Below are 18,547 nucleotides of genomic sequence, written 5' to 3'. Positions count from 1 at the left end.
CCATTTGTATGAAACAGCCCTTTTTATGCAGAAAAATCAAATTCTTACTCCATTATGGGTTATAATGGTATTAGAATTATATAAAGTTGCTGAAAGGGGCATGTACTTATGATGGATTTTAGCAAACCACCCCATGGCTCTGAGACCGATACACACCGTCAGCGTTATCAAGAGAATGAACAGAAATACCTGTCCGGAGGGAAGGGCATTTGGTACGAAATCAGTAACTGGCTCATTCTCGGAGGCATCCTTCTTGTCATCTTCTTATTATTTAAATACGTTTTCTAAGTGCATCAATTGTGACTATACTAAACTATTGTAAATCGCAAAGTATGTTGATATACATCATAAGGAAGCAAAAGAGCCAAGTTTTAATGGGCTCTTTTTTGTTGTAGCTTAATTGAACGCTAAATGATAAATAATAACAAATGACAAAAATCAATAATTGTCATTTGTTATCGGGTGTGTTAATCTAATCTCAATGGAGGTGGCAAGTGGATGGTGTTAACCATCTCGTTAATATGGTAAAAGACAAAACTTCTGAATTTCTCACCAAAGAGCAGATTATTGCAGCTACGCAGGAAACGATAAGACGTTTTGGTACTGCCAAAACATCCGTCACCGATGTCGCCAAATTGCTCGGAGTCAGTCATGGAACGATATACAGACATTATGCCAGCAAGAAGGAATTGCTTGAAGGTGTCACTGAACAATGGCTTAAAGATGAAATAATCACACCTTTAACTTCGGTAACTCAGGATGAGAACAACGCAAGGCAAGGTATATATCATCTGAAAGTATATATAGAAACATTAATACATCTTAAACGTCATTATGCTGAGTCAGATCCCGAATTATTTGAGATGTATGCGCGGGTTACGCAGGAATCAGCTGATCTGATCCGCAAACATGTGGAACATCTTATACACCATTTGAGCGAAATTATTCGACAGAATCACCAGTTTAAGTTCAGTGATCCTAAGGTAACAGCAATGGCTATTCTTCATGCAACGGCTCGTTTCCATCATCCGGCACATGCCTATGAATGGCGCAGGGATACGATAGATGACGAATTTGCACAAGTATGGTTATTAGTCGAACACGGTTTATCTAATATGAGTGAAGAAGGCGGGAGACCGAATGAATAAATTAACTGGTAAGGTTGCTGTGGTCACAGGATCGTCGCGAGGAATTGGGCGTGCCATTGCGGAGCAACTCGCGGAGCTCGGAGCCGATGTGGTGATTAATTATGCAAGTCGTCCGGACAAAGCAGAAGAGGTAGCAGAGATTGTTCGGCAAAAAGGAGTTCGTGCCATTACCGTGCAAGCGGATTTGGCGCGGAAGGAAGATGTGGAACGTCTGTTTTCCGAAACGATCAGCGAGCTTGGCAAAGTGGATATTTTAATCAATAATGCAGGCATCATGAAGACAACTCCTCTAGCGGAAGTGACAGAGGAAGAGTTTGATCAGCAGTTTGCCATTAATGTCAAAGGTACGTTCTTTGCTTGTCAACAAGCGCTTAAACATATGGAAGATGCAGGACGTATCGTGAACTTTTCTACCTCGGTAACAGGACAGATGTTTCCTGGATACAGTGTGTATGCAGGGACCAAGGGGGCGGTAGAGCAGATCACCCGTCAACTCGCCAAGGAGTTTGGTTCCAAACAGATTACGATTAATGCAGTCGCACCAGGTCCGGTCAACACGGAGTTGTTCTCGGTTGGCAAGACGGAACAACAGTTGGAAGGAATCCGTAAAATGAATGCATTCGGTCGTCTGGGTGAGCCGGAAGACATCGCGAGTGTCATTTCATTTCTGGTAGGCCCGGAGTCTCAATGGGTTACGGGTCAGACGATCCGAGTGAATGGTGGCTTTATTTAACATAACTGAAATCAGGAAGTTCGATCATTCCATTTGACACACAACCGGGCGAATCCCCATATGATGCATTACATCAGTAAGCACTTGGGGAAATGGGGAATCCGGGATGGCAAAGGCAAAAGGAAAGAAAGCTCCCGCGTTAAAGAGTGACAAAATTCGTGTATCCATGAAGTTGGTCACTTCGGATGTATGCGAGAGATGCAAGACACCATGTACACGAGGAATGGATTACGCTGCACGTATGAGAATTGAAGGGGCACTAGGCAAGGGTGTTCCCTGTATTTTGACCCGCCATACTTCTTCGTAACTCTTCATATAATCCCGTATATATAACAATAATAGGACAGAGGCATCCTTTAATGAGGATCGCCTCTTTTTGAGCATTCCAAGGGGTGGAAAAAATTCTGGATAAAAAATGAAAAATGATGAAAAACAGCGCAACTTTGTGGATGAATCTGCAGTATAAATGTACAACAGCTAGCAGCAGGGGAGGGAATATTGACGGGATGAAATGGAAACGAATATTGCTTTGTGTCACGGTATTCTCCTTGCTCGGCGGGTCTTTATTGTTTGCAGATTCGGTGAACGAGAAGATTCGAGTTCTCATTAACGGCAAGGAAGCAGCTGATGGAGGTTATCTCATTGATGGAACGACCTATGTACCTGTAAGGGAAACCGGAGGCGTCGTCAAATGGGATAGCAGCAACAAGAGAGTAACGGTGATCAAACCGAATGTACATATTTTTCTCTTCAAGGGAGACACTGTATTTGGCAACGTTAACGTAGGTAAGTTGAAATTCAATGTATTTTCACAAGTGGACAGTTTAACAGCAGATGTAGCTGCCGTGAAAGTAACGATCACTAACCCGAGCGGTCAGGTGAAAGATATCCAGTCCCAGGAGCTTACGACCCAGAAGGATAACTTCTGGTTCCGCACATATGATTTTACGTACGATTTCAGTCGTGCTGGCAAGTACCAGGTAGGCTTTCATATTAAAGAAAATGCAAATAGCAGCTACGTCCTGGTAGCGGAGAAAATCATTACAGCGCTGAACGATTGAAGCGAAAGTAACGCTGCCCTTTTAAATTGACCTAGGTCATTGAACATGTTACGATATGCAAGGTTACACAATTTCTATTTATAAAGCGAGGTATTTCAATGAGCGATCACACACATGAACACGGCGATGGCTGCGGATGCGGGCAAGACCACGACCACGACCACGAGCATGAAGAAGTCCTTCTCACATTAACAGACGAGAACGGCCAAGACGTGGAGATGGTTTTGGTGGAGACGTTTGACGTGGAGAAGCATGTTTATGCGCTCCTGCTGGAACGTAACAATCCTGAAGCTGACGGCATCATCCTGCGTATGGAAGAAGAAGACGAGGAAATGGTGCTCTACAATATTGAAGACGAAGAAGAGTGGAACCGCGTTGAAGCGGCTTACAACGAACTCGTTGCATCACAAGAATAGTCATTCTTTTGGAACATAACATGAAGGCTCCTTGATTTCAGGGGGCCTTTTGTTTGTTTTCAAGAGGTAGACGAGCATTTTCATGACCAATTTTGACGACGAAATAGACGGGAAAATGCAAACTCGCTTGTCCATAAAATAAAAAAGGACCAAGCTTAAGGCTTGGTCCTTTAAGTTCATCCCATTTACAGCGCAAATGGGGTTGTTCTAGAAAATGGCATCGGCTTCCACGATCACTTTAACGTTGGTTACGCTGCGATCTTCGGGTCCTTTGACAGGCAATCCAACTTCGACATGGTCGATGATGTAGTCGATGTTCTCTTGGGTAATCACCTCACCCGGTAACAGAATCGGAATTCCTGGCGGATACACATAAATGAATTCCGAAATAATACGTCCTGCAGATTCCTTGAACGGAATCACTTCGGTGTCACCGTAGAATGCGTCCCGTGGAGTGAGCATCAACTGTGGAATATCCGGAACTTTAACCACCAGTTCATGGGCCGGGTTCACTTGATAATAGGTACGGGAGAGATCCTGCAAAGCGTTCAGCAAGATATCCACACTGTCATCCGTATCTCCTGGCGTGATGAGACACAGAATATTGTACATATCACTAAGTTCGACCTCGATGTTGTAATGTTCACGCAGCCAGTTCTCTGTCTCATATCCTGTAATGCCCAGATGGCGGACGTGGATCGTTACTTTGGTTGGATCATAGTTGAAGGTTGCTTCTGTACCCAGCAGTTCTTTGCCGAAGCAATACAGTCCATCCATATCGTTAATCGAACGTCTGGCAAACTCGGCTAGTTCAATCGCCTTCTGTGCAATCTCGCGACCGTGAAGAGCCAGGTTACGTCTTGATGTGTCGAGTGAAGCAAGCAAAATGTATGAAGTTGATGTTGAGGTAAGCAGACTCAGAATCGTCTGTACACGCTGTGGATTCACGAACCCGTTCTTCGTGTTCAGGTTGAGTACGGAGCTCTGTGTCATGGAGCCACCAAGCTTGTGAACGCTGGTTGCAGCCATATCGGCACCTGCTGCCATCGCTGACAACGGCAGATCCTCATGGAAATGAATAAGTACACCATGTGCTTCATCAACAAGCACAGGGACTTGATAGCTATGTGCCAGCTCAACAATCTCTTTCAGATCGGTAACTACACCATAATAGGTCGGGTTAATCACGAGCAATGCCTTGGCATCCGGATGACGCTCAAGTGCGCGACGGATAGACTGTGTGGTCACTCCGTGATCAATACCCAGATTGACGTCTTGTGAAGGAGAGACAAATACGGGTTTCGCGCCTGAGAAAATAATGGCGGAAAGAACCGATTTATGCACATTACGGGGCACAATAATTTTGTCACCCGGTGTGCATACAGACAGGATCATGGTCATGATGGCACTGCTTGTGCCTTGTACACTAAAATAGGTATAATCGGCTCCGAAGGCATCTGCTGCCAGGATTTGTGCTTCCTGAATGACACCCGTTGGCTGATGAAGATCATCCAGCGGTGCGATGTTAATCAAATCTATGGAGAAGGCATTATCGCCAATAAATTCACGGAATTCGGTATCCGCTCCCAATCCTTTTTTATGGCCCGGAATATGAAACTGTACCGGATTGAGTGCCGCATGGTTTTTTAAAGCGGTAAACAGCGGCGTACGGTGGTGATTCATCAGTGCTGTCACAACCCTTCCTAATAAAATTGGTAAACAAAGATGAGTATAGCAAATTAAGAACCGAATGCAACAGTATAATCGACAATTTTTTAAATTGCCGAGATTTGGGCACATTCCCCGGGGTTACACTAAGGATAGGGGATGGGTTAATGAACGCCGAAAGGGGAAAAAGAATGCAAACCGACACAAAACCAGCCAAAATTTTGCGATCACCATTTTTTATTGCGATGTGGCTGACACTTTTTCTAGTTGAAATTATCAAAGGGGCCCTGTTGGTAGCTGTTCTGCCTGTGTATATGGACAATATTCTGGGTCTGTCCGCAGGTGTTATCGGTGTGGCCTTTGCGCTTCAATATCTGGGAGATAATCTGTTCCGGGCACCTTCCGGCTGGGCCGCAGAACGGATCGGCTTTCGTGCAACGATGGTTACAGCACTAATCTGTACCTTAATCGCTGTTATTATGATCCTTTTTCTCAAAAGTGCTGTTGGACTGGCCTTGGCCTGTCTGATTCTTGGCATTGGTACGTCACCGCTCTGGCCTTGCGCCATGACAGGGGTGACTGCCATGTCTGGCCCACAGAACAAGAATGGTACAGCAATGGGGGCGCTGGAGATGGCTGCTCTCGGCGGAACGGGGCTTGGACCTATAGGCATGAACTGGTTGCTGGAGCGCACGCATCATGATTATCGAACTATATTCCTCGTGTTGATGGGTTGTGCCATTCTCGTTATTCTGGTGGCCATGATTCTTCCTGGACGTGTCATTGTTGAAGGAGAGCATGCTGAGCAAGCAGCGAAGAATAGTGATGTGAAATATCCAGCCAAACCGAATCTGCTCACGCCGTTCATCCGGCTGCAAAAGAGTGTGAAGGGTACACTACAACGGGTACGCAGCACACTTAATGTTAATCCACTTGTGTATCCTGCCTTGTTTATGCAGTCATTTGTCATTGGGCTGCTTAGTCCAGTAATCACGCTATATACACGCACAGATCTGCACATCTCACCGAACCTTTACAGTTTGTTACTGATTGCGGGAGGTGGAATAACCGTTATTGCCTTACTGCCTGTAGGTAAAATGGTAGACAGGTTTGGCACGAAACCGTTCCTGAACGTTGGTTTTCTGATGGCGGCGGCGAGTCTGTTCGCATTCTCCTCCATAACATCCATTCCGGTGGTGTTTGGTGTTGTCATGCTGGTGGGCATCAGTTATGCCATGATTTTACCCGCCTGGAATGCGTTTGTAGCCACTCTGATTCCCAAAGGGGAGCGGGGAGCGATCTGGGGATTTTTCCTCACACTGCAGGGATCAGGCATGGTTGTAGGCCCTATTGTTTCCGGACTGCTGTGGGACCACGTTAGCCATCCGGCTCCATTCATTGGCAGTGCCATCGTCATGGCAGGACTTGCCGTTGTGCACTTTGTGTTATCCCGCAATCCGTTTCGCACCGCTCCGGCCAAATAAGCAAAAGAAAAGGGAGTTCCACCAACCGTCTTGGTTGTGGAGCTCCCTTTTTCGCGTTCATTATATCATGAAAATCGGGGGCTTGCCCCTGTGCTCCTGCGGAAAGCTGCAATCCTGCGGCTCTTTCGGTGAAAAATAGTCAAATAACCAAGTACCCTTACATAAAATGAAGTATAAAATAGGGTAAGCCGATTGAGTAGAAGCGATTGAAGACGAGGGCCGGAGCAATTCCGGTACAGATGGAGGGAGTGCCGTGAATAAGAGTTATGAAGTTGAATATTGCAATCTGGAGCTGCGGTTCAACCGTCGGCATATCCAAAATTTGATCAAAGACCTTATTCGTGAGGGGTATTCACTATATTGGAGCGAGGACGAATCCTTTTTTATCCTGTCTGTCCGTACCGGCCGCAAGCTGGTAAAGCTCCGTTTTCAACAGACACGCAGTGGGAACTATAAGATGACAGGTGATTACATTATCAAGGACGCGAAGCTTGCAGAGTGGCTGGAGAAGCTGATTGGAGATACACGCGGTCATGCGGTTGTGAAGCGATTCAAGGATCAGCAGATGACTGTGGAGAACATTTTATTCGGTGAAGTCATTCGGCTCGTGGAAGTGTCCGGGTTCAAACAGCGTGTCATTTTCCAAAAGGAACCTGCGCCGACGGCGGAAGAGATGGAAGAAATGTTCCTCTCGCGTGAAGGTGAGGAAAGGCTCATGTTGTTGCGCATGGAAGTGGACGATGAACTGGAACGCCTGCATACGGCAGTTCAGCTGAATAATACAGAAAAGGCAAACGCCTGCCGCGAAGCATTGAAACAGTTGTCCGGACATCTGTTAATGCTGGAAGGTTGATGAATATCGCTTTTGAAAGTCATCTACATTAGAGCCCCGGCGCAAGCCAGGGCTCTATTTATGTGCCTGACGGGCATCACGGACGACAGGGGTTGATGATGGAATATTGCGAGCTTTCAATCCAGGCATCAAATTCATCCAATCCTTTGGTGAGCAACAGGTTGGCTTCAAAAGCAGTGATGGGTACTGCCCACAGTAATGCTATCGTTTCATGACCCACATGAATCTGTTCGAGGGATTCTTTTTCTCCCCGCAATTCATCAATGAGAAAGGCAGTCGCATTCCATCGGGCTGGTGCTAATTCGCTTGATTCCATCACACGGGGAACCGTTGAATCCGGCACGTTTTCGATGTGATGGGAGATCAGATCGACCAGGTAGGTGTTGACACGCTCCACCTCTTCACCGCCAAGATCCGGTTGCAGCGCAAGCATCCATTCAGCAGCTACAAGCTCTCCTGAGGGCCGTGTTGCCTGAGACAACCCAACCGTCACGAATCTTGCGATGCCAGATTGAATTGTGGCAGGAAAATAATAGATTTCTACATGAATGTTTCTTTCTGGCTTCGAAAGAACGATCCTGAGCTCTGGCACCCCCCATTCATTCATATACGCCCCCAGAAGAAATGTTCTTCGAATATCCAGGGAAAACCGTTCCTCTTTTGAGAGCTGCTCTAAGGCCATTATGTACACTCCTCCTTTTTGTTCGAATTTCATTGGATATAATTATAACATTGTACAATACAATATTGGATTAATAGGATTACTTTGGCATGATCTATTGTCTTCACGGTTCTATTTATGAAAATACGATGAACACCTCAGCAGATTGGGGTGTTTTCTCGTTGCGTAACTGTGCCACGGGGTTCACTTCTATACATAAAACCGTTAAAATAGGAGTATTGTTGAGAATTTATTTCAATAAAATTAATTGGAGCAAAGGATGGAGGACCAGATGACAAAACAACAAATTGGCGTAATTGGCCTGGCTGTCATGGGCAAAAATTTGGCCCTTAACATTGAAAGCAAAGGTTTCTCAGTATCGGTATTTAACCGTTCCCCGGAGAAAACCAATGATCTTCTGAAAGAAGCTGAAGGTAAAAACCTGACAGGCTCATTCTCCATTGAAGAGTTCGTAGCATCCCTGGAATCCCCGCGCAAAATTTTGATCATGGTACAAGCCGGCAAAGCGACCGACGCTACCATTGAACAACTGCTTCCTCACTTGGATGAGGGCGACATCATCATCGATGGAGGGAACGCATACTTCCCTGACACGCAACGTCGCAGCAAAGAGTTGGAAGACAAAGGCATTCGCTTCATCGGTACAGGCGTATCCGGTGGTGAAGAAGGCGCATTGAAAGGCCCTTCCATTATGCCAGGTGGACAGGAAAGTGCTTATAAACTGGTTGAACCGATTCTGACGGCAATCTCTGCCAAAGTCGGTGACGATCCATGTTGTACATATATTGGACCTGACGGTGCCGGACACTATGTGAAAATGGTGCATAACGGTATCGAGTACGGAGACATGCAGTTGATTGGTGAAGCTTACCACTTGCTCAAATCCGTATTGAACGTTTCCGTTGAAGAGCTTCATGCGATCTTTACGGAATGGAATCAAGGAGAGCTGGATAGCTACCTGATCGAAATTACGGCAGATATCTTCTCCAAATATGATCCGGAAACTGGCAAACCAATGGTTGATGTCATTCTGGACGCTGCAGGACAAAAAGGAACTGGTAAATGGACAAGCCAAAGCGCGCTGGATCTCGGCGTACCATTGTCCATGATTACGGAATCCGTATTCTCCCGTTTCCTGTCTGCGATGAAGGACGAGCGTGTTGCAGCTAGCAAAATCCTGAGTGGACCAGCGACTGAAGCGTTCTCCGGGGACAAAAAAGCATTCATCGAGAGCGTACGTAAAGCCCTCTTTGCAAGTAAAATCGTATCCTATGCACAAGGATTTGCACAAATGCGTGCAGCTTCCGATGAGTATGGCTGGGATCTGAAATACGGCAACATTGCCATGATCTTCCGCGGTGGCTGCATCATCCGTTCGCAGTTCCTGCAAAACATCAAGGAAGCATATGATAAAGACGCAGCACTGAAAAACCTGCTCTTGGATCCGTACTTCCAAAACATCGTTGAGTCTTATCAAGGCGCATGGCGTGAAGTTGTAGCAGCTGCTGTACAACAAGGTGTTCCGGTACCTGGATTCTCCAGTGCACTGTCTTACTACGACAGCTACCGTACGGAGCGTTTGCCAGCAAACTTGCTGCAAGCACAACGTGACTACTTCGGTGCTCACACATTCAAACGTGTGGACAAAGAAGGCAGCTTCCACCACAACTGGATGGAGTAGTACTACCGCATACGAGTCGATGAGATTTGGCTAGTGCTCCTCTAAGTGGCAGCTTTGGCCTGTTGAAAGGCTCATAAAGAGGTTTGGTGTTCCGGTTATTGCCGGTTAACGCCAGGCTTCTTTTTTTATGAATAAGCTCATTGGAGTTCGTTACGTTGCTGGATGGTCCAACGGAAGTCGGTAAGGAGATGGTCTTTCCCAGTCCGCAGGGCTGTGTTATGATAGGACAAAAGTGCTCACGAATTGCTTGAATTAAAGGAGTGTACACCTTGAGCAAGTCTAACAATATTATTCTCATCGGCATGATGGGAACTGGCAAATCAACCGTCGCTGACATGCTTGCACGCGAGCTTGGCTACCGATTGATTGATGTGGACGCCGCGGTGGAAAAAGAGGAAGGCTGTACGATTCCAGAACTGTTCACTGACAAGGGAGAGACGTATTTCCGTGATGCCGAGAGCCGCATGTTGTGCTCGGTACTGGAGAAAAAGTCACAGGTCATAGCGACCGGAGGTGGCGTGGTGCTGCGTTCGGATAATTGTGACGTGATGTCGAAGAATGGTTGGGTTGTAGCCCTGACTGCTGATCCAGCAGTAATTGTAGAACGTGTTAGCGGTTGTGACAATCGTCCGCTTCTTGCAGGCAATGCAGAGGAACGCATCAAGACGATTATGGAAGAACGGAAAGACGCATATCGGTTCGCGCATTATACGGTGGATACAACCGAGTTATCCGCTGCTGAAGTGACTCGTTTAATTTTAGCGCATTACCGCGTCTAAGCTTGTGATCATCGAAGTTTCTTGGTTGATAGATGGTGGCAGATACAACAAAACGGGCCATATGGCCCGCTTCTAGGAGTGGAGTAGAGGTCACACAAGGTTACAATGACTTTACTCCGCTCCGAGTTTTTCTAGTCTTCCTGTTGCCATTGAAGCATGCCACCGACCATGTTCGTACAGCCTTCATATCCGAGTTGCTGCAGATATTCACATGCACGTTCACTGCGGTAACCGCTGCGACAGATGATTACGATCTCGCCTGACTTATCAATCTCAGACAGTCGGTCCGGAATCTGTCCAAGCGGGATATGCTTGGCTCCTTCGATCATGCCTTGTGCCACTTCATCGTCCTCGCGGACGTCTATCATCTGCAGCTTCTCTCCTGCCTGTAAACGGCGGCGCAGCTCAGATGTTTCAATTTCAGCTATTTGTGTCATATTCAGGTCCTCTTTTCTGTATGGACTTAACGCCTATAATGATACCCAAGCGATGCACGGAATGTCAATTTGGCCACAATATAATCAATGAAGGAGAATTTAATCCATGGACGTTATTGTTAAACCAACCCCTACCCTGAACGGGGAAATCGGAGCTCTGTCCTCCAAAAACTACACGACTCGTTACTTGCTGGCTGCTGCGCTGGCAGAAGGTACAAGTACCATTCATTTCCCAGCACACAGTGAAGACAGTGACGCCATGCGCAGATGTATTCGCGATCTGGGTGCAGTGCTTGAAGAAGACGACAGCAAGATTGTGATCCAGGGCTTTGGCAGTCATCCCCGTGATGTGCGTGAATTGAATGTAGGCAATGCGGGTGCAGTACTTCGTTTCCTGATGGGCGTTACAGCGCTTTGTCCTGAAGTTACTTTTGTGAATACGTACCCGGATTCGCTTGGCAAACGCCCGCATGATGACCTGATCGATGCGCTGGGTCAACTGGGTGTAGAAGTACAACATGAACAAGGGCGCCTGCCGATTACGATCAAAGGTGGCAATGCCAAGGGTGGACACATACGTGTATCCGGCTCCGTTAGCTCCCAATATCTGAGCGCATTGCTGTTTGTTACGCCTTTGCTTGCAGAAGACAGCACCATTGAAGTGCTGAATGACCTGAAGTCCAAGGTCGTTATCGGACAGACCCTGGAAGTGCTGGAGCAGGCAGGCATCGTTATCCATGCAAGTGATGATTACATGTCCTTCCGTGTACCAGGTGGACAGGCTTACCAGCCAACGACCTACACAGTTCAAGGGGACTACCCGGGCTCAGCAGCAGTTCTTGCCGCAGCAGCGGTTACACAGTCTGATGTGAAGATTTTGCGCTTAATGGAGCAGAGCAAGCAAGGTGAACGTGCCATCGTTGACGTGTTGCGAATGATGGAAGTACCGTTGACACATGAGAACGATGTCGTACACGTTCAAGGCAATGGCAGACTGAAAGCGATCGAATTCGACGGGGATGCCGCGACAGACGCCGTTTTGGCTATGGTAGCCGCAGCTGTGTTTGCGGAAGGCACTTCACGGTTCTATAATGTAGAGAACCTGCGTTACAAGGAATGTGACCGAATCACTGATTATTTGAACGAGCTGCGGAAGGCAGGAGCGAACGTCGAAGAGCGTCAGGCTGAGATTATCGTACACGGGCGTCCGGAAGGCGTTGAAGGTGGCGTTGAGATTAACGCTCATTACGATCATCGCGTAATTATGGCGCTTACAGTCGTTGGCCTGCGTTCCAAGGAACCGCTTCGTATTCGGGATGCACACCATGTAGCCAAGTCTTATCCGCAATATTTCGATCATTTGCAGGCGCTTGGCGCCTCGGTTCAATGGGTAAAAGAGTAAATAACTGAAAACTGTCTTTTGAACACGCACTTTAATCAGAAAAGGATGGTGCTTGAACATGGAATTTAACAACCCTACTCGTGAAGAAATTGGACAACTTTTGCGCAAGGCAGGCAACATCGCAGTCGTCGGCTTATCAGACAAATCGGATCGCACTTCCTATATGGTAGCCGAAGCCATGCAGAGCAGAGGCTATCGCATCATCCCGGTTAATCCACAGGTGCAAGGTGAAATCCTGGGAGAGACGGTATATGCCACACTCGCGGATATTCCAGAGCCGGTAGACATCGTCAATGTGTTTAGACGCGAAGAGTTTTGTGCGGATGTCGCTCGTGACGCTGCTGCCATCAAAGCGAATGTGCTGTGGCTGCAGCTTGGCATCCATAGTGATGAAGCGGTCCAGATTGCTGCGGAGAACGGCATGACAGCGGTAACGAATCGTTGTATCAAGGTAGAGGATTCCATCGTTCTGCGCGGCGCTGGACGCGGCTGAGAGGCTCGTTCACCTGTGATCAGATGATCTCCTGATCTGTCCCAATTGAATGAACATAGGATGAATCCCGTTAACTTGAAGTTGACGGGATTTTTTCTGTTCTATTTTTGCCGTATTAATTACCAATTGGTTACTGTTTTACTTTGACAAAACGTTGCGTAAAGCTTACCATCTAGGATAGAAAGGAGAGGTCGCCATGAATTGGCTCGGATCCTTGCAGCAGCTCGGACGAGCGGTAATGCTGCCTACAATGGTCCTGCCCGCCGCCGCAATTTTGCTCAGTGTTGGCAGTCTGCCTTGGGACGCCTGGGGATTGGAAGTTGTCGGTGAAGTGTCTACCGTGGCCGGACACGGTATTTTTTATTTCTTACCGTATTTGTTCGCTGTCGGTGTAGCACTGGGACTCTCCAACCAGGCCGGACAAGCGGGACTCGCTGCGCTGGCTGGTATCGTGATATATGATCAGGTGACTCGCAACTTCGGTGACGGCACCGTTCAGCCCGCTTCCTTAATCGGAATCATACTCGGCGCGCTTGCCGGGGGAATGCATAATCGCTTTAAAAGCATTAAACTACCTGAAATTTTACAATTTTTCGGGGGTTCAAGGTTTGTTTTACTCATTGTTGGACTCTGTTCGGCACTGTTCTCCTGTTTTATGTTATGGCTTGCTCCGATCCTTCAGCATGGATTGAACGCCATCGCCACTTGGGAATACAGTCTCGGGGGTTTTGGACTGTTCATTTACGGGGTGTTATACAGGGTGCTGGTCGCTTTCGGGCTTCATCACCTGCTTAACAATGTGTTTTGGTTCCAGTTAGGGACGTTCGAAACGCCTGATGGTAACATTGTGCAAGGGGATTTGCCTCGATTTTTTGCAGGTGATCCCACCGCAGGATTCTTTATGGCGGGTTTGTTTCCCATCATGATGTTCGCCATTCCGGCAATAGCCTTCGCTATTATTCAGGAAGCCAGGGAAGATCTGAAACCAAAAATCAAGAAAACCTTTCTGACATCGGCACTCGTTTGTTTTCTGACCGGGGTATCGGAGCAGATTGAGTTTGCTTTTTTGTTCGCCGCACCTTATCTGTTCATCGTGCATGCAGTGATGTCCGGTGTTGCGATGTGGATTAGCTACTGGCTCGATATTAGGCACGGGTTTTCTTACTCCGCAGGTATTATTGATTACATACTCAATTTCCATCTATCGGAGAATGCTTGGAAGCTCATTCCGGTTGGCATACTATATGGGCTGGTCTATTACTTCCTGTTCCGATGGGCGATTCGTACGTTCAAAATACCAACACCAGGACGTGAAGAGGGGTCTATGTTGGAAGATTGGGTAGGTAACATTCCTTATCAGGCACCTTTGATTCTCGAAGCATTGGGTGGAAAAGGGAACATTGTGCAGGTTGAAGCCTGTATTACGCGACTTCGCCTGACTGTGCATGATGACCGCCTGATCGACACGGGTGCCATGAAGAGTATGGGGTCCGCTGGACTGATCAAGCTGGGTGGCGGTAACGTACAGGTGGTATTCGGTACCTACTCGGAATTGATCCGGGAAGAAATTGCGAAGCTGCTGGAAAGAGATCTGCAACAGGTTCTATTCTGTGCGCCCGTTCAGGGTAAAATGCTACCGATCGAAGAGGTGCCGGATCAGATCTTTGCAGCCAAGCTTGTTGGGGATGGGGTAGCCTTTGTTCCTGAAAAGGGAGAGCTGGTCTCGCCCGTGTACGGAACGATTATGCACTTGTACCCGACCATGCATGCCTTGGGTATTTCTACCCGTGAGGGCCTTGAGGTGTTACTGCATATCGGCATCGATACCTCTCAGTTGAAAGGCCATTTTGAAGCTTTTGTTCAGGAGGGCGATACGGTGGAGCCAGGGCAGTTGTTGATCAAGTTTGATCTGGCAGTACTTCGCGAGCAAGCGGCGTCACTGACAACACCAATGGTAATTACGAATCCGGATCGTGTAAAATCATGGAGTTTTGCTCCATTTAAGCAAGTTAAGAAAGGTCAGGCATCCGTTATGTCCGTGGTGCTCTATGACAGGAACGTTGGAGGGGTAGAATGAAGATACAAGGCATCAACGGAGCTGCAGGCATAGCCATCGGCAAAGCATTTGTCCTGCCCAGTTGGGAATGGGATCTGCCGGATCAGAAGATGGATTCGGTGGATCTCGCCCAGGAGTTCGAACGGCTGTATGAGGGCATACGGACATCAAAGGATGAGATCGAATATATCAAAAATGAGTTCAAGGAAGTCGTTGGTCCAGAGGAGTCCAGTATTTTTGATGCACATCTGGCGATTCTCGAAGATCCGGTATTCATGAACGAAATTCGCGGCATTATCGAACGTCAGTACAAGGCGGCAGAAGTGGCGGTCAAAGAAGCCATTGACCATTTTGTCACGATGTTTGATCTGCTGGAAGATGAGTATATGAAGGAGCGGGCTATTGACATCAAGGATGTAGGCAACCGTCTGCTCAAACATTTGCTCGGCGCACCGGAGATTACACTTCCTTCGGATACCCAGCCTTATGTACTCGTTGCGAAAGAGCTGTCTCCATCTCAACTGGCACATCTGAATCCCACCCATGTGCTAGGCATTGTAACCTTGATTGGCGGGAAAACATCACACTCTGCGATTATGGCTCGTGCACTCGGCATTCCTCTCGTTTCCGGTCTGGAAGCGAGTCTTGGCATGCCGGTAGAGACAGGGGATATGCTTGTGGTAGATGGTGACAATGGCTTGGTATTTACTGATCCGGACCGCAAGACGATTGAACGGTATACCATGCTTCGCAGCAAGCAACTGAAGAAAAAGGAACAACTTCAAGTGCTTGCTACGGTAGATGCCGTCACTAAAGACGGGGCCATATTACACCTTGCTTCCAATATCAGTTCCGTGAAGGAACTGGACATGGCTTTGAAACATGGAGCGAAGGGCGTAGGCTTGTTCCGGACAGAGTTCCTGTATATGGACCGGGCTACGTTCCCAGGTGAGCAGGAGCAGTATGAGGTGTACCGCCTTGTGGCAGAGAAAACAGCAGGCCAATCCGTAGTCATTCGTACACTGGATATCGGTGGTGACAAGCAACTCGATTACTTTGAATTGCCAGAGGAAGACAATCCGTTTCTGGGGTACCGTGCCATTCGAATTAGTCTGGACCGCAAGGACCTGTTCAAAACACAGCTTACAGCCATTCTGCGTGCCAGTGCTGCCGGTAATGTCAAAATCATGTATCCGATGATCTCTTCGGTGGAAGAGCTCCAGCAGGCTAATGAGATTCTTCGTGAGGCAATGTCCGATCTGGACGAGCGGGGATTATCATATGATCCTCACATTCAGGTGGGGATTATGATTGAAGTTCCTGCAGCGGTGATGATTGCTGACCTTCTGGCTGAGGAAGCAGATTTCTTCAGTATTGGTACGAACGATCTGGTTCAATATGTATTGGCAGTAGATCGAATGAATGAGCAGATAGCTCATATGTATCATCCATATCATCCGGCTGTTCTACGGATGCTTCGTGCCACAGCGGATGCGGCTCACACCGCCGGAATTGATGTTAGTGTGTGCGGTGAGATGGCAGGGGACGAACGTGCCATTCCGCTTTGGCTGGAGCTTGGCATCCGCCACTTGAGTATGTCTCCACAATCCCTGCTGCGTGTGAAACACAGAGTGCTGAATACAACGGCATCGGAAGCCAAAGAAGAAGCACGTAAGTGCTTCTCCCTACGCACCAGTGGAGATATTGAGGAGCGTTTACAAGTCTTTAATGATTCCACAGGTAGTCCGGATGAACAAAGTGGTTCGAATGCATCATGAAACGGATAATTGGATATAAATACCTTTAAGTTAATATATTTACATTTGTGATAAATTGTTGTTGAGAAACTTGTGATAATAAAATAACCCCGTTGTGCTGATCTCAAGCACAACGGGGTTATTTTTATTTGTCAGCGAGTGCATCACAGAATGCCTTACCGTAAGGTGGAAGGTCGGGTGGACGACGCGCTGAGATGATATGGCCATCAACAACAACCGCTTCATCTTTCCATATGGCACCTGCATTTTCCATGTCATCTCGAATGCCTGGTGTAGAGGTTACCGTTACCCCGTCCAGAATTTTGGCGGAGATCAGCACCCAACCTGCATGACAGATCTGTCCAATCGGTTTCTTGTCTGCATTCATTTCCTTCACAAGCTCAAGTACCTTGGGATAACGACGCAGCTTGTCCGGCGCCCAGCCCCCTGGCACGAGAATACCATCATAATGTGAACTGTCGAGTTCATCGAAACTGTATTCAGCTTCAGCAGGGACACCATATTTGCCAATATAGGTTTTTCCTTTTTTCTCTCCAGCCAGATGCACCTCCGCGCCTTCTTCACGAACACGATGCACAGGGTACCACAATTCCAGATCTTCGAATTCTTCATCGACCAGAGCGATGACTTTTTTACCGGTTAATCTCATATCCATCTCTCCTTTTTGCGGTGATTAGGGATGTCGCGTCTATAATTGTAACAGATTCTCCGTGGGAGTTCATGGAAGTGCATATTCACTTTTGAGGAAACGATTACAAGTCAAGGACTGCCTGCATTCGACAACCTTCATCTGGTGGGAGTGGTAATTTGTGCAACCTCTCATTTGCAGCAGGATTTGAGCCGAAATAGGTCGAATGGTACTTATATAAGAGTATAGAACGAATGAGGTGATGGTTGTGCGCAAGTCGTGCAGATGTGGACATGTAATGGAGTTGGAATTAAGAACAGTAGTATACGCCAAAAAGGTGGAGATTCGAAACGTACCTGTATTTGCGTGTACAGACTGTGTATCCTACGAAGTGCTTCCTCCGGTCAAGCCGGACTTAACAGAATGCATAAGCACACTGGGAGATCAACCGGTGAAGCAGGACGTATCTTTTGGTGAACGGAATGAACTGGCAGATCTGTTTCATGAGCAATTGCTAGCCTGGCCGGATGCCACGGATCGGGAGATGGAATATCGCATGCAGCAAGCGGTGGAGGAGCGTATTAATCTGCTACTGGACATTATGGGGTACGCAACGAAGTCTGGAGATACAGCGTGGATTGAGACCACAGAGCGCAGATTAAGTCAATTATCCGGATTTGTGTGGCAGGAGTACTTCTCGAATGCTGTCTAATTTTGACGTGTAAAATGCTTGTTTTCATGAAAATTGGCTTTTTTGCGCACTTTTTGTTAAGATATCGAAGAGTGAAAACGCTCAACATAGCGGTATTCCTGGTAAAGGGGGATGTATATCTAATGGCTGACATGACTAAAATGACAAGTATTGAACAGCTAAACTCCGCAGTGGAGGCTACCGAGGATCAACCCTTGCTTCTGTTTAAGCACAGCACACGCTGCCCGATCAGCTCGAATGCTTATCAGGAGATGAACGATTATTTGCATAACAATCCCAATGAACAAGTGAAATATGGCATCATTTATGTTGTGGAAGATCGCCCGGTATCCAATGAAGCAGCAGATAAGCTGGGTGTTAAGCACGAATCTCCACAGGCGATCCTGATCAAAAAGGGAATTCCTGTATGGCATACTTCCCATTCAGATATTACTAGCGCCACACTTACGAATGTTTTGAGTGAGTCCTAAAGCCTATTTTAATTGATTAATGCAAAAATTTGTCGTAATATAAATCTTAATGAAAATGGTATGAAA

The 18,547-nt window shown here is 47.2% G+C and carries 19 protein-coding genes; 15 read left to right on the top strand and 4 right to left on the bottom strand.

The window, feature by feature from the left end; genetic code table 11:
• Positions 1-108: 108 nt before the first annotated feature.
• The 5 genes from NYE45_RS20150 to NYE45_RS20130 all read left to right on the top strand — a co-directional run bounded on the left by NYE45_RS20150 (position 109) and on the right by NYE45_RS20130 (position 3,358).
• Positions 109-288: a hypothetical protein gene (locus tag NYE45_RS20150; RefSeq protein WP_340013746.1), complete on the top strand. Its 180-nt coding sequence runs from the start codon at positions 109-111 to the stop codon at positions 286-288.
• Between the two features lie 233 nt (positions 289-521).
• Positions 522-1,148, top strand: coding sequence for a TetR family transcriptional regulator (locus NYE45_RS20145; RefSeq protein ID WP_340013745.1), 627 nt, complete (start codon positions 522-524; stop codon positions 1,146-1,148).
• Positions 1,141-1,881 carry an SDR family oxidoreductase gene (locus tag NYE45_RS20140; protein ID WP_340013744.1) on the top strand — a complete coding sequence of 247 codons (741 nt, stop codon included), beginning with the start codon at positions 1,141-1,143 and terminating at the stop codon, positions 1,879-1,881. The genes NYE45_RS20145 and NYE45_RS20140 overlap by 8 nt, the downstream gene beginning before the upstream one ends.
• Positions 1,882-2,387: 506 nt before the next feature.
• Positions 2,388-2,942: a hypothetical protein gene (locus tag NYE45_RS20135; protein ID WP_062835395.1), complete on the top strand. Its 555-nt coding sequence runs from the start codon at positions 2,388-2,390 to the stop codon at positions 2,940-2,942.
• A 98-nt stretch (positions 2,943-3,040) separates the two neighbouring features.
• The gene (locus tag NYE45_RS20130; protein ID WP_036614722.1) at positions 3,041-3,358 is read left to right on the top strand and encodes a DUF1292 domain-containing protein; all 318 of its coding nucleotides are present in this window, start codon (positions 3,041-3,043) and stop codon (positions 3,356-3,358) included.
• Positions 3,359-3,565: 207 nt separating this feature from the next.
• Here the strand turns inward: NYE45_RS20130 and NYE45_RS20125 are convergent, their stop codons facing one another.
• Positions 3,566-5,041 carry an aminotransferase class I/II-fold pyridoxal phosphate-dependent enzyme gene (locus tag NYE45_RS20125; RefSeq protein WP_062836119.1) on the bottom strand — a complete coding sequence of 492 codons (1,476 nt, stop codon included), beginning with the start codon at positions 5,039-5,041 and terminating at the stop codon, positions 3,566-3,568.
• A gap of 176 nt (positions 5,042-5,217) precedes the next feature.
• On the opposite strand from NYE45_RS20125, the gene NYE45_RS20120 reads away from it, so the two are divergent.
• Entirely contained in the window at positions 5,218-6,510 is a 1,293-nt protein-coding gene (locus tag NYE45_RS20120; protein WP_340013743.1) for an MFS transporter, read from the top strand.
• A 253-nt stretch (positions 6,511-6,763) separates the two neighbouring features.
• Positions 6,764-7,363 carry a hypothetical protein gene (locus tag NYE45_RS20115; RefSeq protein WP_264927996.1) on the top strand — a complete coding sequence of 200 codons (600 nt, stop codon included), beginning with the start codon at positions 6,764-6,766 and terminating at the stop codon, positions 7,361-7,363.
• A gap of 76 nt (positions 7,364-7,439) precedes the next feature.
• On the opposite strand, the gene NYE45_RS20110 is transcribed toward NYE45_RS20115, so the two are convergent.
• Positions 7,440-8,045, bottom strand: coding sequence for a suppressor of fused domain protein (locus tag NYE45_RS20110; RefSeq protein WP_340013742.1), 606 nt, complete (start codon positions 8,043-8,045; stop codon positions 7,440-7,442).
• 271 nt (positions 8,046-8,316) lie between these two features.
• Here NYE45_RS20110 and gndA point away from each other — a divergent pair, with 271 nt between their 5' ends.
• Positions 8,317-9,726 carry an NADP-dependent phosphogluconate dehydrogenase gene (gene gndA, locus NYE45_RS20105; protein WP_340013741.1) on the top strand — a complete coding sequence of 470 codons (1,410 nt, stop codon included), beginning with the start codon at positions 8,317-8,319 and terminating at the stop codon, positions 9,724-9,726.
• A 269-nt stretch (positions 9,727-9,995) separates the two neighbouring features.
• A complete protein-coding gene (locus NYE45_RS20100) occupies positions 9,996-10,505 on the top strand; it encodes a shikimate kinase (protein ID WP_340013740.1) in 510 nt (169 codons plus the stop codon).
• 131 nt (positions 10,506-10,636) lie between these two features.
• Here NYE45_RS20100 and NYE45_RS20095 read toward each other — a convergent pair whose 3' ends face one another.
• On the bottom strand, positions 10,637-10,942 hold the full coding sequence (locus NYE45_RS20095) for a rhodanese-like domain-containing protein (protein WP_062835390.1): 306 nt from the start codon (positions 10,940-10,942) through the stop codon (positions 10,637-10,639).
• 106 nt (positions 10,943-11,048) lie between these two features.
• On the opposite strand from NYE45_RS20095, the gene aroA reads away from it, so the two are divergent.
• From aroA to ptsP, 4 genes are all read left to right on the top strand, one after another.
• Entirely contained in the window at positions 11,049-12,344 is a 1,296-nt protein-coding gene (aroA, locus tag NYE45_RS20090; protein ID WP_145151207.1) for a 3-phosphoshikimate 1-carboxyvinyltransferase, read from the top strand.
• 58 nt (positions 12,345-12,402) lie between these two features.
• The gene (locus NYE45_RS20085; RefSeq protein ID WP_017687409.1) at positions 12,403-12,837 is read left to right on the top strand and encodes a CoA-binding protein; all 435 of its coding nucleotides are present in this window, start codon (positions 12,403-12,405) and stop codon (positions 12,835-12,837) included.
• A 196-nt stretch (positions 12,838-13,033) separates the two neighbouring features.
• A complete protein-coding gene (locus tag NYE45_RS20080; protein WP_062835388.1) occupies positions 13,034-14,914 on the top strand; it encodes a glucose PTS transporter subunit IIA in 1,881 nt (626 codons plus the stop codon).
• Positions 14,911-16,671 (top strand): phosphoenolpyruvate--protein phosphotransferase, encoded by a 1,761-nt coding sequence (gene ptsP / locus NYE45_RS20075; protein ID WP_340013739.1) that lies wholly within the window; start codon positions 14,911-14,913, stop codon positions 16,669-16,671. Before NYE45_RS20080 ends, ptsP begins: the two co-directional genes overlap by 4 nt.
• 124 nt (positions 16,672-16,795) lie before the next feature.
• Here ptsP and NYE45_RS20070 read toward each other — a convergent pair whose 3' ends face one another.
• Positions 16,796-17,320 carry a type 1 glutamine amidotransferase domain-containing protein gene (locus NYE45_RS20070; RefSeq protein ID WP_062835386.1) on the bottom strand — a complete coding sequence of 175 codons (525 nt, stop codon included), beginning with the start codon at positions 17,318-17,320 and terminating at the stop codon, positions 16,796-16,798.
• A 277-nt stretch (positions 17,321-17,597) separates the two neighbouring features.
• Between NYE45_RS20070 and NYE45_RS20065 the strand changes: the two genes are divergently transcribed.
• Together NYE45_RS20065 and ytxJ are read left to right on the top strand one after the other, a co-directional pair.
• Entirely contained in the window at positions 17,598-18,011 is a 414-nt protein-coding gene (locus NYE45_RS20065) for a hypothetical protein (protein WP_340013738.1), read from the top strand.
• A gap of 122 nt (positions 18,012-18,133) precedes the next feature.
• On the top strand, positions 18,134-18,481 hold the full coding sequence (gene ytxJ, locus NYE45_RS20060) for a bacillithiol system redox-active protein YtxJ (RefSeq protein ID WP_062835384.1): 348 nt from the start codon (positions 18,134-18,136) through the stop codon (positions 18,479-18,481).
• Positions 18,482-18,547: the final 66 nt, after the last annotated feature.

It is taken from the genome of Paenibacillus sp. FSL K6-1318 (assembly GCF_037976905.1).
Classification (GTDB): domain Bacteria; phylum Bacillota; class Bacilli; order Paenibacillales; family Paenibacillaceae; genus Paenibacillus; species Paenibacillus amylolyticus_A.
This window is presented reverse-complemented; position numbering and strand designations above follow the sequence as displayed.